Below are 15,576 nucleotides of genomic sequence, written 5' to 3' on the forward strand. Positions count from 1 at the left end.
ACCGAGCGGCTGCTCCTCTCCGCCCGCAGACCTGACCGGCGCCTCGGCCTCACCGAGACCGGACACGGTCCGCTGCCTCGCCGCCGGCCCCGTGACCGCCCTCGAAGGATCCGGTCGCGCACCACTGGGTACGACGCAAAGCCCCCGGAGAATCCGCGTCTCGCGCCGTGAGAGGCCTGCGGTGCGGATTGCCCCGGAGGAGCGGGTCCGACCGCGAGGGACACGACTGCCGATCCGCCCTCGGCTGGACCGGGGCCCGCACCGGACTCGGCTACCGGCCCCGCGAGGACCTCGCCGGGGCCTGGTGAAGACGGTCGCCGGGCCCCGCGGGCACCGGTCGCGGTGGGATCCGCTGACCGGTGCGGCGGTACCCCGGTGAACGCGCTGTCCCGCCGAGCTCTCAGCCGGCACCCGCGCCACGCAGCGCGTACACCATCCGCATGGTGGTCATGGAGCCGGCGCCCCGATAGGGGTGGAGCAGTTCGCGGTGGCGGACGTGGGCGGCGCTGCTCTCGAACGCCCGGAAGCTCGGCTCGTCCGTCCAGTCGCTGACGATGTAGTAGACACTGCCGTTCGCCTCCTCGTCGGCCGTGCCCCGCAGCAGCCACTGGGCCAGGTTGCCCGGGTGCCCGGTCACCGCGTTCCCGACCCGCAGCCAGGTCTCCTCGAAGTCCCGCTCCCGGCCGGGATGGATCTCCATGCGCAGCAGCACTCGGAAGATCTCCCCGGCGGGCGGCCGGCCGTCACGGTCCGCGGTCTTCCGTGCCGTGGTCACGCCGACTCCATGAGCCGACGGTCCACGTACTCCAGGAACAGCCGAGGGCTCTCGAGAAGGGGTACTTGGGAGTCAGGGATCTCCACGCCAGTCTCCAGCTCCACCCGCGTCGCGGTCTCCAGCAGGGCGAGCGAGTCGACGCCCAGATCACTGAAGGTGGTGTCCTGGAGCTGCTCGGGCGGGGCGGAGTCCATGGGCTCCCCGGTGGCCGAACTCGCGATGCGGAACAGGTCGTCGAGTGTGAATGCACTCATCTCGTATGCCTTCCTCCTGGTTGCTCCGAGCATCTCCGCCGGAGGTCAGCGCTCCCTGGAGTCCCGGCCGAGCCGTCGTGGCGCAGGTGGGGCGGGGTTGGCGAGGCGGTCGCCTGCGGGCTAATATGTGTGTGTCACGCATATATGAACCTGGAGGCGCTGTGTCCGAACTGAAGACCGAGAGCGATCACTCCGCGGAAGGGGCCCCCGCATCTGGGGCGACCCGTGTGCTGCTGCCGCTGGTCGGGGTTCTGCTGGCACAGCTCCTGGCCATGCTGGACATGAACATCACCGCGACCGCGATGCCGGTGATCATCGACGAGTTCGGCGCGCTGAACTCGTTCTTCTGGGTGGCTACGGCCTACACCTTGGCCGCCACCGTCACCACGCCGCTCTACGGGAAGTTCGGCGACCTCTTCGGCCGTAAGCCGGTCTTCGTCTTCGCCATGGTCGCCTTCCTCGGGGGGTCGGTACTCAGCGGCTCCGCGCAGTCCATGCTCCAGCTCTCCCTGTACCGGGCGATCCAGGGCGTCGGCGCCGGCGGGTTCATCGTCTCCGCCATGGCCCTGTACACCGAGTTACTGACACCGGAGCAACGCACCCGCTACCAGGGGTACTTCTCCAGCGCCCTCACGGGATTCGCCGCCCTGGGTCCGCTGGTCGGCGGGTATGTCACGGACAACTGGGGCTGGCGGTGGATCTTCTACATCAACGTGCCCATCGGGCTCGTGTCCGTGCTGCTCATCCTCACCACGCTGAAGATCGACAGGCGCGTGTCCCGGCCGAAGATCGACTACACCGGCGCGCTCCTGGTGGGCGGCGCGGCCACCTGTCTTGTGCTGATCTCCAGCTGGGCCGGCACTGAGTACGGCTGGGGGGACCCGCTGATCATCGGGCTCGTCGCGGGGGTCCTCGTCCTGGTGGCCGCGCTGGGGCTCGTCGAGCGCAGGGCCAAGGAGCCGATCGTGCCGCTGTATCTGCTGCGCCGTCCGATCCTGAACATCTCCAACGCTCAGGCGTTCGCCTCCGGGGCCGCGATGTTCGGGGCCCTGATGTTCCTGCCGATCTACCTTCAGGTGGCAACCGGCAGTTCGGCCACCGACTCCGGCGTCCTGCTGCTGCCGCTGACCATCGGCATCGTCATCGCAGCGCTCGGCGCCAGTCCGATGATGGTCAAGTTCGGCCACGAGAAGTGGTTCGGCGTCGGCGGGGTGGCTGTCACGGCCATCGGGATGGCCATGCTCGTCACGCTCACTCCAGACACCGGCCGGCTGGTCTCGCTGGCCTACACGGTGCTGATCGGCATCGGCCTCGGACTGATGACCCAGGTGTACGCGCTCGCGGTCATGAACAACTCGCCGATGAAGGACCTCGGGGCGGCGGTCTCACTCCAGACGCTCAGTCGGCAACTCGGCGGTTCCCTGGGACTTGCGGTGTTCACCGCACTCTTCAATGCCCGGCTCGCTTCAGGGCTTTCCGGCCTGAGTGCGGAGCAGGAGAAAACGGCCGGACGTCCGGAAGGCGTTCAGGGAATGACCGGAAATGTTCGTAAAATTGTTCTGGAGGCTTATGACGCCGCCGTGGACCGGGTGTTCATGGTGGCCGCTTCGGTGCTTCTTGCGGCCCTTGTTCTGGCCCTGCTGATCAAACTCCCGAAACGGCCCGAAGGAGCTGCGCAAAGCGGCTGGTGAGAAAGTTTTCGGGCTTCGGCTCCTTGCCGGGTAGGGTAGGTCGCGAGGATGGAGTAGTGAAGGTCTTTTCAGGCCATCCATCCAGGCGGAGAGGTTGAAATCAAGGAGCACGTATACCCGGAAATTACCGGAACAATTCATTCCGAATAGGGTAGTTGGGAATTTCACATCTGGGGTAGACGGTGCGATTCGGCATGCTAGGTTGAAGCTGAATCGATCGGTGCGGGGGCCTTTCTGGGTTGCGTGCGCATTCGCTGATGGCCGGCAGGACGGCGCGATTCAGGCGCAGTCCACTCCGGATTCGAGACAGCGCGCTCCATGATGCCGACGTCGGCCCTCCGCGCTGGAGGTTCTCCTCGGAACAGAGGTAGACCTTCCAGGAGGGAAGACGATGGAATTTCGCCTGCTCGGCCCCATGGCGGTCAACTGCGACTGTATTTCCCTGCCCACTGCGCCCAAACCGCGCAAGGTCCTGGCCCTGCTTCTCCTGCACGCGAACCGACCGGTCCCCATCTCGACGCTCGTCGAGGAGCTGTGGGACGACCATCCGCCGGCCAGTGCCGTACGCACCCTCCAGACGTACATATTCCAGCTCAGGCGCCACTTCTCGGATCTGGACGGCTGCCCCCCGTGTCCGAGTCGGGCAGGTCTTGGCCCGGACCACCGGTTCATCGTCACGGGAGCCTCCAGCTACCTGCTGCGGATCGACGACGGCGTCCTCGATGTCCAGGAGTTCCAGCGGTTGTCCCAGGCCGGGCGCACCGCTCTGGGCGAGGGGCGCCCAGGCGAGGCCGGTGAGCTGCTCGGCCGCGCGCTGAGCCTGTGGCGCGGTCCCGCCCTCGCCGACGTCACCCCCGGCCGCCCCCTCCGGATGCACTCCGTACGCCTGGAGGAGGACCGGCACGCGGTGCTGGAGGCGCGGATCGAGGCGGACCTGCTGGCCGGCCGCCCCTATCACGAACTCCTCGGCGAGCTCAGCTCGTTACTGGTCGAAGATCCTCTCAACGAGGGGATCTGCCATCGGCTGATGACTGTGCTGTGTCTGGCCGGTCGCCGCAGCGAGGCCATCACCGTCTATCACCGGCTGCGCTCCCGGCTGGTGGATGAGTTCGGGATGGACCCGTGCGGGGAACTGCGCGAGCTGTACGAGCGGGTCCTGCGGGACGACCTGTTGTCGCCCCGGGCCCGCGAGTCCGCCCCGCTGCAGTCGGTCTCGCTGTAGCCCCCTCCGGCTTGAGCCCGGAACGATCCAGTTCGCACGCCGCGGCCCGCCCGCCGCGGTCCATACCGCCGTCGTACGAGCCATCCCCAGATCAACGCAGGAGGCGCCCATCGTGGATGCGACCCGGCACAAGATCGCCATTTCCGACACCTTTGACCGCGCGGCAGCCCGCTTCGACCGTTCCCCGGTGGACTTCTTCGCTCCGCTCGGGGCGCGGTTGGTCGCCTGGGCGGGGATACGGTCCGGCGAGCACATACTGGACATCGGATGCGGTCGGGGGTCCTGTACGTTCCCCGCCCGGGAGGCCGTCGGACCGGACGGCTCCGTCATCGGCATCGACATCGCTCCAGCCATGGTTCGGCACACCGCGGCGGAGGCCGCCGCACAGGGCTGGACCAACGTGACGGTGCGCCACATGGACGCCGAGGCACCCGAGTTCGCGCCCGGATCCTTCGACGCAGTACTGGGTGGGTTCAGCGTGATGCATCTGCCTGGCGCTCCGGCAACGCTTGGCGCGTATCTTCCGTTGCTCGTCCCGGGCGGTCGGCTCGTCTACAGCGATCTGGTGGACGAGGACGGACTGCCGCCCTTCGTGCCGCGCGCGGCCTTCGCCGTCCTGGCGCCCCACTTCCCGCCCGGGCCCGACCCTCGGGAGCGGGGTCGGTCTCCCTGGTCCGACTCGGCCGACGGCATCACCGCGGCGCTGGCCCGGCTCGGCTTCACGGACGTGACGGTGACACAGGAGGCACACGAGATGGTCGTCGGCTCGGGGGCGGACTGGATCGACTGGTCGATGTCCACCGGATTGCGCGCCGCCTGGGACAACCTGAACGAATCGGGCGCCGCCGCGGCCCGGGAGGCGATCGGGGAGGTCTTCGAGGGGCTGCGCGGGCCGGACGGCCGCATCGTGCTTCCGGTACCGGTCCGCTTCGTCCGGGCGCGTCGCCGGGAGGAGCGGTGACTCAGGCACACCCTCACGACAGCCATGCCCCCGACGACATCGACGTGCTTTCGCTGGCCCGGACGATGATCCGGTACGACACCTCGCACAACGGCGAGGGTGCGGACACCCTGCCTCTGGCCCGCACCCTGGAGCGGGTGTGGCGGCACGCGGGTGTCGCCACCGAGATCATCGAGACCCCCAAGCCCGGCAATGTCCACTTCCTCGCGCGCATCCCGGGTACGGGGGAGCGGGAGCCCTTGCTCGTGCTGTCCCACTCCGACGTGGTTCCCGCCCGCCCGGAGGACTGGCGGCACCCGCCCTTCGCGGCCGAGGAGACCGACGGCTTCCTGTGGGGGCGCGGCAGCCTGGACATGAAAGGGGCGGGGGCGGCGTTCATGAACGCCCTGCTGCGGCACGTCCGGGAGGGGACCCGCTTCGACCGCGACATCATCTTCCTGTCCGACTGCGACGAGGAGGGCGGCTGGTACGGCACCCGGTGGCTCACCGAGCATCACTGGCACCGGGTGGCGGCCGGGGCCGTGCTCACAGAGGGCGGCTGGACGCTGGCCGACCAGGACGGCGTCACTCCGATGCTGGCGTCGCTGACCTGCCTGGACCGCACGTTCGGCGCGGTCCGGCTGACCGCCTCCGGCACGGCCACGCACTCGTCCCGTCCGTTGCCGGACTCTGCGATCGCCCGCCTCGCCGAGGTGGTGCACGCCCTCTCGCGCATTCGCCTGCCCGTGGTCCTGACCCCCCTGAACCGCGACTACTTCACAGCCTTGTCCCAAGGAACCCGGGACCCCGCCCTGACCGCCGCGATCAAACGACTCCTGGACGTCGACGAGGCGGCCGGCCCGGCCCGTGACCGGTCTCCCGCCGGCACCGCCGACCACGCCGTCGACCGGGCCGAACTCGACACGGCGGCCCAGGAGGTGCTGAGTAGATCACCGTATCCCGGACTGCATGAGGCTCTGCTGCGCGCCACCGTCGCCTTCGTGGCGCAGGACGGCGGGCTCCGCGCCAATGTCATCCCCGGCCGTGCGTCGGCGCTGCTCCAATTGCGGTTCACCCCTGGCGGCCAGTCGCCCCAGGAGGTGCTCGACCACCTCGGCGGGGTCGTATCGGCGTACCCGGGAATCCGCATGGACCTTGTCGGCCCGCCGGGAGAGCCGCCCGACGATACCCTCGCCCGCTGGAACCGGGACTGGAGCGCCCGGCCCAGTCCCATCGATTCCGACGTCTTCACGGCCTGGCGGCAGGCCGTGGCGCTCACCCACCCCGGAGTCCCGGCCGTACCAGCCCTTTTCGAGGGTGGCACCAGCGGAAAACCGTGGCAGGACCGGGGCGTTCCGGTCTATGGAATGTATCCCTACGTGGTGGACAACGCGACGCTCACCGCCATGCACGGCCATGACGAGCGGGTCCGCGTCAGTGCCCTGCGCCAGGGTGCGGAGCTCGCCTACCGTATGTTCCGCTCCTTCTCCGTCCACAAGCCACATCGGGGCAGCGGGATCACGTACGCCGCCGAACCGCGAGGAACTGGCGAGGACCGCCCTGCCGGCGAGCTCACGTGAAGAGGCGTCGGTGAAGACGCGCGCGGGCGGGCCGGACGACGGTGATGGACCCGACGCGGCTCTCGGTGAGCACCGCGTCCGCACCCAGTCGGGGCCGGCGGAAGCCGGCCCGGCGCAGTTCGTCCGGGTCGCCCCCGTCGTCGAGTGCGTCGAGCACGTCGAGCACGTCCAGCGCATCGACAAGGCCGTGCACGCGCGGATACTCGCCGGCCACGAGCCCCCGCTCGTCCAGCGACCACAGAGCGTCGTCGCGCCACGAGCCCCCGCTCGCAGCGACCACAGAGTGTCGTCGGTCTTCCCGGCCATCCCGAGCCTCTCCCGTACGTGGGTCACGGCCCGGGTCATCGTGGGGTAGTGGTCTAAAGCCGCCCTAACAGTGGTCCGGGCCCGACGGCCGGGGCAGGCGGAGGGACGGGGACCGGGGAGGGGGCCTTAAGCCGCGCTTTGGGTCGGACATCTAGATCTTCGTTCGCACTGCGGCGTGGCCGACACCCCCTGCATCCGAGATGCTGGAGGGCGCTCTGTGTGTAACCCCCGTCACTTGCCGCACACGGCGGGTCGGTTGATGGGTAGGGTGGCGTATATCTCAGTGCATAAGGCTGGACAAAGGGGGAGCTTCATGCCAACTGACCGTCAATTAAAAGAACTCGGGCAATTCTTAAAAGTGCGCCGGGGGGAAGTGACCCCCACCGAGGTAGGTCTGCCTGCGGCCGGGGTGCGCAGAACGCCCGGGCTGCGCCGTGAGGAAGTGGCGCTCCTGGCCGGTGTGGGAGTGTCCTGGTACACGTGGATCGAGCAGGGACGGGCCGAGAACGTTTCCGCCGAGGTGCTCTCCGCCATCTCCCGGGTCCTCAACCTGGACGACACCCAGCGCCAGTACGTGTGGCGGCTCGCCGGCCTGGGCTCCTCCCACTCCGCCTCCTCGCCGCCACCGGACGCGGAGTCCCTCAAGCCCTTCGTCGACAACTGGCTGCCCAACCCGGCCTACATCGCCGACCGGGTGTGGAACGTGGTGGTGGCGAACTCCGCCGCCCGCGAACTGCTGGCGCTGGACTCCGGCTGCGGCAACCTGATGGAGGACTTCCTCCTCAACCCGCAGACACGTGCCCGGTATCCGCACTGGGAACAGGACGCGGCGACAGTGGTCGCGCGATTCCGGGCGCATGCCGCGACCCACTCGGGAGACCCGCTGCTGGCGTCGACGGTGGACCGTCTGCTTGCGCGGAGCGAGCAGTTCTCGGCGCTGTGGAACGCGCAGGAGGTGCAGGAGGACTCCTGCGGCATCGACCTGTTGGAGCACCCGCGGGCCGGTGAGCTCTCCCTGCGGCGGACGACGCTGGACTTCACCCCCCGGCTGGGCATGCGGCTCACCATCTTCATGCCGGTCCCGGGAACCCGGGCGGAGCGAGCCCTCGGGCTTCTCGCTCCGTCGCACGAAGTGACGGGTTCGGCGGCCTGAGGGCCGGTTGTCCCGCCGGCCCGGCGGGACAACCGGCCCTTTCTTTCTTCTTCTCCTGTTTTCCTTCCCCTCTGTTGAAAGTGCTCTCGTCATGTCTTCTGTGCTGCCGCTCGAGCGGCTGACACGTCCCTCGCCACTGCGGTCGCTCACCTTCGGGGAATGGCGGCTGACCCATGTCCCGGACGGAATGGTCCAGTTACGACCCGAGGGCTGGTTCACCGGGCTGAGCGCGGACGACCTCGCCTCACTCGCCCCCTACCGGGACGCGGACGGTTTCCTGGTCGCCTCGGTGGGCGGCCTGCTGATCGAGCATCAGGGCCGGTCCCTGCTCATCGACGCCGGATTCGGCCCGCGGCGCCTGGAGGCGACGCAGACCCACCCCGCCCTCGGCGTGCTGGCGGGTGGCGAACTGGCCGAACTACTGCGGACCGCGGGGGCGCGCGCGGAAGCGGTGGACACGCTGGCCTTCACACATCTGCACGACGACCACATCGGTTGGGTGCAGGCCGCCGACGGGGCCCTCTTCGGGGGCGTCACGTCCGTGGTGCTGTCCGCGACCGAGTGGCGTGAGCGGGGCAGCCTGCTCCCGGCGCGGCTGGCCGACCGGGTGCGCACGGTACCGGACGGCGGCGAGGTGTTTCCCGGCGTCACACTCCGGGAGTGGCCCGGACACACCGGGGGACACGCGGGATACGCGGTGGACTTCGCCGACGCGCAGTCCGGGGACGACGGTGTCCGCCGGGTACTGGTGCTCGGGGACGTACTGCACTCGCCCGCACAGGCGGCCCATCCCGAGTGGCCGGTGTTCTTCGACAGCGCGGGCGGGCAGGCGGTCGCGACGCGCCGGGCCGTGCTCGAGGAGGCCGCCCGGCCGGGGACCGTCTGCTACGCCGGGCACTTCGCCGACGTGGTCTTCGGCCGGGTCACGGTCGCGGACGGCGGACACCGGTGGGAGGCCCTGGACTGAACAGGCCGTGCCGCTGCGGCAGTCGAGCGGCCGACGGGCCGGGGCGGGCACTCCGCCCCGGCCCGCTCTGTGCGCGCCGGCCCCCTCGGGGGCACGCCGGCCCGCGGGGAGGCGCTGAGCCTGTTGGAGCGACCAATATGTTGAGCCAGCACTGTTTGGTCATCGCGATCGGCGCGAGGCTTCTGACCATGCCGAAGACACACTCCTCAGAACTCTCCATGACGGGGAAGCAGAAGACGATCCTTGTCGTCCTTCTGGGCGCGCAGTTCATGTTCGCCGTCGACTTCTCCATCCTTACCGTCGCTCTGCCGAAGATCGGCTCGGACCTCGGGTTCGGGCTCGACAGCCTGCAGTGGGTCTCCACTGCCTTCGCCCTGACCGCCGCCGGCTTCATGCTCCTCTTCGGACGCATCGGCGACCTGGTGGGCCGTAAGAAGCTCTTCCTGGTCGGCATGGCGCTGCTGACCGTCTCCTCGCTGATCGGCGGTCTCGCCACCAGCTCCGAGATGATGATCGCGGCCCGTGTGCTGCAGGGGCTCGCCACCGCGATCGTCACTCCGTCGGGCATGGCGCTGATCACCACCAGCTTCGAGGAGGGGCCGCTGCGCACCAAGGCGCTCGGCCTGAACGGCGCGCTGCTCTCCCTCGGGTTCGCCGGCGGCGCGGTCCTCGGTGGTGTGCTCACCGACCTGCTCTCCTGGCGCTGGGACTTCTTCATCAACGTCCCGGTCGGCGTGGCACTGTTCATCGCCGGCATCATGGTGATCACCGAGTCGGTGGCCGAGGACCGGCCCAAGCTGGACGTGCCCGGTTCGATCACCGTCACCGCGGGCCTGCTCGCCTTCGTGTACGGCATCACCAGCGCCGAGCGCGAGGGCTGGAACTCCCCGCAGACCTGGGGCACGCTGCTGGTCGCCGCCGTACTGCTGGTCTCCTTCTACGTGATCGAGCTGCGGGCGGCCGCGCCGCTCGCCCCGGTGCGCGTCCTGAAGGCCAACTCCGTCAAGTGGGGCAACCTGGGCGGCCTGATCACCTTCTCCATGGAGTCCGCGCTGTCCTTCCTGCTCACCCTCTACCTGCAGCAGGTGCTGGGCCTCAACCCCTTCCAGACGGGCCTGATGTTCGGCTTCCTGGGCCTGGGCGCGTTCCTCGGCGGTACCTTCGCCTCGAGGATCCTCGCCCGCACCGGGGCGAAGGGCGGCCTGGTCTTCGGCCTCGCCGTCCAGGGCGTGATGACCGGCGTGCTGTTCTGGCTGGGTGACAACAAGGGCATGGGCATCGCCGCCGTCCTGGTCACCACGTTCGTCGGCGGCTTCGGCCACGTCCTGGCGATCGTCTCGTACACCGTCGTCGGCACCTCCGGCATCAAGGACAGTGAGCAGGGTCTGGCCACGGGTCTGGCCGCCATGACCCAGCAGATCGGCTTCACGCTCGGCATCCCGGTGATGTCGGCCGTCGCCGCCTCGCAGTACGGGGAGCTGGAGAACGGCATCGCCTCCAAGGCCGGCGTGCTGGACGGCACCACCTTCGGCATCCTCGTCGACGGTCTGGTGGTCATCGCCGGTGCCCTCGTCATCGCTGTCCTGCTGCGCACCGCGAAGTCCGGCTCTCCCTCCGCGGTCCGGGCCGGCAGCGGCGAGGAGGAGCCCAGCCTGACGGTTGCCCAGTAACCGGCGCTCCGGCTGCTCTCAGGGGGCGGGGCCCCTCGCCCCGCACCCGCCTCACCCACAGAGCAAGGAAGGAATCCGATGTCTGCTCAGTCTGCTTCGTCCCTTCTGTCCGGCGTGACGCCGCCCTACCTGGCCGACGTCTCCGACTACCTCGGCGCGCCCGAACTCCGTTTCTTCGGCGAGGGCTACAAACGCGCCCGGCATCGCCTGACCGCCTTCCACATACCCGAGGCGGACGGCGCGGCCGCCGAAGCGCCCCGGCTGGGTGCCACCGCGCAGGTCACCTACCCCAGCGACTGGTCCCGCAAGGGGGATGTCGACCAGCGGCCGCACCTGTCCACCGTCGACGTCCTGCTGCTCGGCGCCCAGCTCACAGAGGCCCTGCTCGCCAGCCACCTGGGACTGACCGAGCGGGAGCTCGCCACCGTCTGGCTCGCCCGGGTCCGCATCAAGGCCGGTTCCCGTCCGGTGGAGGACGACCTGACCGGGTTCCCGGTCACCGCGTACGTCGCCGACCGGCTGCCCTCCCCGCTGCCCGGCCGCGCCCGCACCGCCGTCGAGGCCGTCGTGGGCACGCTGCGCATCCGCCTGGAGGCCGACCACCCGGACGTCCGTCCGGGCGAGCGTTCCCCCGTCGAGCCCTCGGTCCGCGACGGTGGCTACGGCGACGCCCACCGGCTCGGCGGCCAGCGTGTCGAGAGCATGCAGGTCAGGCCGGGGACCCAGGTCGCCACCGCGGACGTCCGCCTCACCGGCGGCCCGGACGGCGCGCTCGCCGGCATGGAGGGCGAACACCAGCCGTCCGTCCACCTCGTGGACGCCTTCGTGACGGCCCTGCAGGTCGGGCAGGTCCTGCTGTACGAGCTGGACCGGGTGCCCCGCTCGGCCTCCGACACCCTGTGGATGCGCGGCACCCTGCTGGAGGCCGCCACCCCGCAGCGGCCGCGCACCGCCGCCGACGGCGGTCCGCTGCCGCTGCGCGCGGAGTTGCGCGACGCCGTCCTGCTCAACAACCGCCACGGCGAGACCTGGCGCCGCGCCGACATCGCCGCGCACCTCGCCGACATCACCGTCGTCTGCTCGGTGGCCCACCGCCTGCCGCAGTCCGCGACCTGAACACACCTACCACGGCGCTCAGACACCAGAGCCGCGGCGCCGTCCATCACCCACGGGAGAACACATGAAGCTCGCCATCGCCGGCACCTACTCCGTCGGCAAGACTCTGACCACGATGGCCGTTTCGCACCTGACCGGCCTGCCCCGCTCCGCCGCCAAGACCATGCGGGAACTGCTGCCCATCTCCATCCCCGGCAAGACGCTGGAGGAGTGCACCCCGCCGGAGCTGATCATGCTGATCATGCGGCGCAACCAGGAGCGCGCGGTCAACGAGTCCCACCTGCCCAACGGCTTCGTCTCCGACGGCTCCTCGCTGCACGAGTGGGCCTACGGCACGGTCCGTGTCCTGGTCGGCATCAACCCCAACGAGTCGGTCAACCTGGAGACCATCGAGCTCAGTGAGGAAATCGGCTTCTACGCCAAGGTCCTGGAGCAGATGGCCGTGCCCGCCAAGCAGCACGCCCGCGCCACCTACGACTCCTTCGTCCACCTGCCCATCGAGTTCCCGCTGGTTCCCGACGGGCACCGCCCGGTCAACGAGCGCTTCCGGTCCCTCGCGGACGAGCTGATGCTCAAGACCCTGGACGAACTGCACATCCCCTACCACTCGGTGGGCGGCACCATCCCCGAGCGCCTGCAGAAGATCATCGACATCTACGGCTTCGAGCCGGTGATGAGCATCGACGAGGCGATCGACAAGGCCCAGGCCGAGTACGCGCTCATCGACACCAGCTCGGAACTTGCCCGCGCCGCCGCCTGAACCCCGGCCGCGGGGCGCCACGGCCGTCGTGCCGCCCCGCGGCGGATCCGCACCCGCCCGCAGTCACCCCTACGGACAGAGCAGCCACAGCCGACTCAGCACCAGACAGCACACGAGATCTACGGGGGAGTACACATGCCTTACGCCGTCCTGCAAGGGCTCGGCGCTTATCTGCCGCCGAGACGCGTCACCAACGCGGAACTCGCCACCCTCTTCGACACCTCCGACGAGTGGATCACCACCCGTACCGGAATCAAGGAACGCTGCTGGGTCCAGCCCGGCCAGTCCACCGGCGACCTCGCCACCGAGGCCGGCCGCCGCGCCCTGAAGTCCGCCGGCCTCGACGACGCGGCCGACGTCGGCCTCCTCATCGTCGCCACCACCACGCCCGACCACCAGTGCCCGGGGACCGCACCTGACGTGGCTGCCCGGCTGGGGCTCGAGAACGCCGCCGCGTACGACATCTCCGCGGTGTGCTCCGGTTTCGTCTACGCCCTCGAAGCCGCCGCCAACGCCATTCAGGCGGGCCGGGCCGAGCGGGCACTGGTCATCGGTGCCGAGACGTACTCCACGATCCTCAGCCCGAACGACCGCACCACCTCCGTGATCTTCGGCGACGGGGCCGGGGCCGTCCTGCTGCGCTGTGGCGCCGCCGACGAGCCGGGCCGGCTGCTCGGGTTCGACCTGGGCAGCGACGGCACCGGCAAGGACCTCATCCAGATTCCGGCGGGCGGCTCCCGACAGCGCTCCAGCGGTCTGGCCGCGACAGCGGACGACTACTACTTCGCCATGCAGGGCAAGGCGGTGTTCGCCCACGCGGTGCGCCGGATGTCGGCCTCCTCGCTCGCCCTGCTCGAAAGCGTCGGCTGGACCCCGGATCGGGTCGGACACCTGGTCGGCCATCAGGCCAACCTCCGCATCCTCCGGGCCGTCGCCGAGCAGCTCGGGATGGACACGGCCCGCGCCGTCACCAACATCGAGAAGGTCGGCAACACCTCCGCCGCGTCCATTCCCCTGGCGCTGGCCGACGCGGCGGCTGCAGGAACGTTCCAGCCCGGCGAGCGCCTGCTGCTCACCGCCTTCGGCGGTGGCCTCACCTGGGGATCCGCCGCCCTCACCTGGCCGGACATCATCCCCGCCTGACCGGGCGCACCTCGTTCGGCGCACCGACGGCGCGAACGACAGCGAGCCCTCTCACCACATCCCCCACGCGCACCACAGTCGCTGCGCGTTCCCCCTCTTTCTTCTTCTTCGCGCCTACGACTGCCCCGCGCGCGGCACAGTCACTGCGCCCACTTCAGGGCTGGCGCGTTCCCCATCTCACGCACTCCATCTCACGCACTCCGTCCCTCGCGCGTGCCACAGCGCCGCGGGGACCACGGTCGCCCGCGCACATCGGACCAGAACCGTGTACGACACCGAACCGGAGAGGAAATCCCTTCCATGAGCAGCCCCGTCGCGTCCGACTCCGTCGCCACCCTCGCCGACGCGCTCCTGACGCTCCTCGTCGACAAGTACGAGGCTCCCGCAGAGACCACCACCGTCGACACCGAGTTCGAACTCCTCGGCTTCGACTCGCTCATTCTCGTCGAGGTCGCCGTGGACCTCAGCCGCCGCTACGGCATAGAGGTCGCCGACGACGAGCTCCAGGAGGCGGGCACCGCCGTCCGGGCCGCCGAACTCCTGGCAGCCAAGGGCGCGGTCGTCTGACCCGTTCCGGCCCCCTCCGTCACCAGCGCGGCCGGCCCCGTCCGGGCCGGCCGCGCCCCTCCACCGGATGGACCCGCCATGACCTCCGCCGAGCACCGCCCCGCAGCCTTCTTCGACGTCGACGACACCCTGACCTGCGGCACCGCGCTCTTCCGCTTTCTCGCCTACTGGTACGCCGCTCAGGGCAGACCCCCGCACGACGCCGTACGGGAACGGCAGCGCCTGAAAGCCATGACCACCGCCGGCGTCAGCCGAGAGGAGACCAACCGCGCCTTCTTCCGGCTGCTGGCCGGCGCCCCGGCCGCCGAGATCTCACGGCTCGCCGAGGACTGGTTCCGCGCCGAGACGGCCCAGGGCGGCTTCTTCCACGAACCGGTCCTCGAAGCGCTGCACGCCCACCGCCGGGACGGCAATCTGATCGTCCTGGTCTCCGGCTCCTTCCCGGCGGTCCTCCTGCCCGTTCTGGAGCACTGCGGCGCGCATCACCTGCTGTGCACCGAGCCTGAGATCACCCCGATCGGCCGTACCTACACCGGCCGGCTTGCCGACCGCCCGCACCAGCCGATGATCGGCAGCGCCAAGGCGGGGGCCGTACAGGACCTGGTCGCTGCCCACCGCATCGACCTGGCCTCCTCCATCGCCTACGGGGACCACGTCTCCGACGCCCCGTTGCTGTCCCTGACCGGCAGCGCCGTGATCGTCGGTGACGACCCGGACCTCCGGCGCCTCGCCGCTCACCACGGTTGGCACCGGCTGCCCAAGGCGTCCCCTCCCGCCCCCGTACCGCTGCCCGAAGCCAACCGCGTCCAACCAGGAGCACTGCTGTGAGGATCGCCGTCGTCGGCGCCTACGGAGCCGGCAAGACCACCCTCATCACCGCCGCCACGGCCCGCGTCGGGCTGCCCGCCGCACACGGCACCCCGATGCGGGACCCCCTCGGCAGCCGGCCCAAGCCGCTGGAGGAGACCACCGAGCCCGAACTCATCCAGCTCGTCGTGCGCCGCCACGCCGAGCGGCTCCTCGCCGAGGCCGCGCACCCGGAGGGGTTCCTCTCCGACGGCTCCCTCCTCCACGAGTGGGTCTACGCCACGGTCCGGCTCGCCGTCGGCCTCCACCCCGGCACCGATCAGGGGTCGCGGGACGTGACGGCTGCCCCGGACAACCCCTACCGGAACGTGCTCGACCATCTGGGCCGCGAGTTCCTGCACCGAGCCCTCGCCTCGTACGACGTCTTCGTCCACCTCCCCGTGGCGTTCCCGCTCCGCGACGACCCGCCGCCCATCAGCGAGCACTTCCGCGCCCTGTCCGACCGGCTGCTGCTGGACACCCTCCACGCGGCGGGCGCCACCGTGCACACCGTCACCGGTGGTCCGCAGGAGCGGCTCGACGCCCTGCTCGCCCTCTCCCGCCCGGCAGCCCGCATCCACTGACC

The 15,576-nt window shown here is 70.1% G+C and carries 16 protein-coding genes; 14 read left to right on the forward strand and 2 right to left on the reverse strand.

The annotated features are described in order from the left end of the window. Window positions 1–400: 400 nt before the first annotated feature. Together ACIBK3_RS08570 and ACIBK3_RS08575 are read right to left on the reverse strand one after the other, a co-directional pair. A complete protein-coding gene (locus ACIBK3_RS08570) occupies window positions 401–775 on the reverse strand; it encodes an antibiotic biosynthesis monooxygenase family protein (protein ID WP_399363225.1) in 375 nt (124 codons plus the stop codon). Beyond that, window positions 772–1,029 (reverse strand): acyl carrier protein, encoded by a 258-nt coding sequence (locus ACIBK3_RS08575; RefSeq protein WP_399363227.1) that lies wholly within the window; start codon window positions 1,027–1,029, stop codon window positions 772–774. The genes ACIBK3_RS08570 and ACIBK3_RS08575 overlap by 4 nt, the downstream gene beginning before the upstream one ends. Window positions 1,030–1,190: 161 nt before the next feature. Between ACIBK3_RS08575 and ACIBK3_RS08580 the strand changes: the two genes are divergently transcribed. From ACIBK3_RS08580 to ACIBK3_RS08645, 14 genes are all read left to right on the forward strand, one after another. After that, a complete protein-coding gene (locus ACIBK3_RS08580) occupies window positions 1,191–2,720 on the forward strand; it encodes an MDR family MFS transporter (protein ID WP_399363229.1) in 1,530 nt (509 codons plus the stop codon). Between the two features lie 391 nt (window positions 2,721–3,111). Then, complete coding sequence (locus ACIBK3_RS08585; protein WP_399363231.1) at window positions 3,112–3,942, forward strand: BTAD domain-containing putative transcriptional regulator; 831 nt, start codon at window positions 3,112–3,114, stop codon at window positions 3,940–3,942. 112 nt (window positions 3,943–4,054) lie between these two features. Next, a complete protein-coding gene (locus ACIBK3_RS08590) occupies window positions 4,055–4,903 on the forward strand; it encodes a class I SAM-dependent methyltransferase (protein WP_399363234.1) in 849 nt (282 codons plus the stop codon). After that, complete coding sequence (locus tag ACIBK3_RS08595; protein ID WP_399363237.1) at window positions 4,900–6,462, forward strand: M20/M25/M40 family metallo-hydrolase; 1,563 nt, start codon at window positions 4,900–4,902, stop codon at window positions 6,460–6,462. Before ACIBK3_RS08590 ends, ACIBK3_RS08595 begins: the two co-directional genes overlap by 4 nt. A 10-nt stretch (window positions 6,463–6,472) precedes the next feature. Beyond that, a complete protein-coding gene (locus ACIBK3_RS08600) occupies window positions 6,473–6,817 on the forward strand; it encodes a hypothetical protein (protein WP_399363239.1) in 345 nt (114 codons plus the stop codon). Window positions 6,818–7,081: 264 nt separating this feature from the next. After that, the gene (locus tag ACIBK3_RS08605; RefSeq protein WP_399363240.1) at window positions 7,082–7,921 is read left to right on the forward strand and encodes a helix-turn-helix domain-containing protein; all 840 of its coding nucleotides are present in this window, start codon (window positions 7,082–7,084) and stop codon (window positions 7,919–7,921) included. A 91-nt stretch (window positions 7,922–8,012) separates the two neighbouring features. Beyond that, entirely contained in the window at window positions 8,013–8,888 is an 876-nt protein-coding gene (locus tag ACIBK3_RS08610; RefSeq protein ID WP_399363242.1) for an MBL fold metallo-hydrolase, read from the forward strand. A 188-nt stretch (window positions 8,889–9,076) separates the two neighbouring features. After that, entirely contained in the window at window positions 9,077–10,558 is a 1,482-nt protein-coding gene (locus ACIBK3_RS08615) for an MFS transporter (RefSeq protein ID WP_399363244.1), read from the forward strand. A 78-nt stretch (window positions 10,559–10,636) separates the two neighbouring features. Then, a complete protein-coding gene (locus ACIBK3_RS08620) occupies window positions 10,637–11,674 on the forward strand; it encodes an AvrD family protein (RefSeq protein WP_399363247.1) in 1,038 nt (345 codons plus the stop codon). A gap of 64 nt (window positions 11,675–11,738) precedes the next feature. Then, entirely contained in the window at window positions 11,739–12,434 is a 696-nt protein-coding gene (locus tag ACIBK3_RS08625) for an AAA family ATPase (protein ID WP_399363250.1), read from the forward strand. A gap of 135 nt (window positions 12,435–12,569) precedes the next feature. Continuing rightward, window positions 12,570–13,577 (forward strand): beta-ketoacyl-ACP synthase III, encoded by a 1,008-nt coding sequence (locus ACIBK3_RS08630; RefSeq protein WP_399363252.1) that lies wholly within the window; start codon window positions 12,570–12,572, stop codon window positions 13,575–13,577. 300 nt (window positions 13,578–13,877) lie between these two features. Beyond that, window positions 13,878–14,144, forward strand: a complete 267-nt coding sequence (locus ACIBK3_RS08635; RefSeq protein WP_399363254.1) for an acyl carrier protein — start codon at window positions 13,878–13,880, stop codon at window positions 14,142–14,144. Window positions 14,145–14,222: 78 nt separating this feature from the next. Then, window positions 14,223–14,972 (forward strand): HAD family hydrolase, encoded by a 750-nt coding sequence (locus ACIBK3_RS08640; protein ID WP_399363256.1) that lies wholly within the window; start codon window positions 14,223–14,225, stop codon window positions 14,970–14,972. Next, entirely contained in the window at window positions 14,969–15,574 is a 606-nt protein-coding gene (locus tag ACIBK3_RS08645) for an AAA family ATPase (protein WP_399363259.1), read from the forward strand. Before ACIBK3_RS08640 ends, ACIBK3_RS08645 begins: the two co-directional genes overlap by 4 nt. Window positions 15,575–15,576: the final 2 nt, after the last annotated feature.

It is taken from the genome of Streptomyces sp. NPDC050287 (assembly GCF_044459385.1).
Taxonomy (GTDB): Bacteria; Actinomycetota; Actinomycetes; order Streptomycetales; family Streptomycetaceae; genus Streptomyces.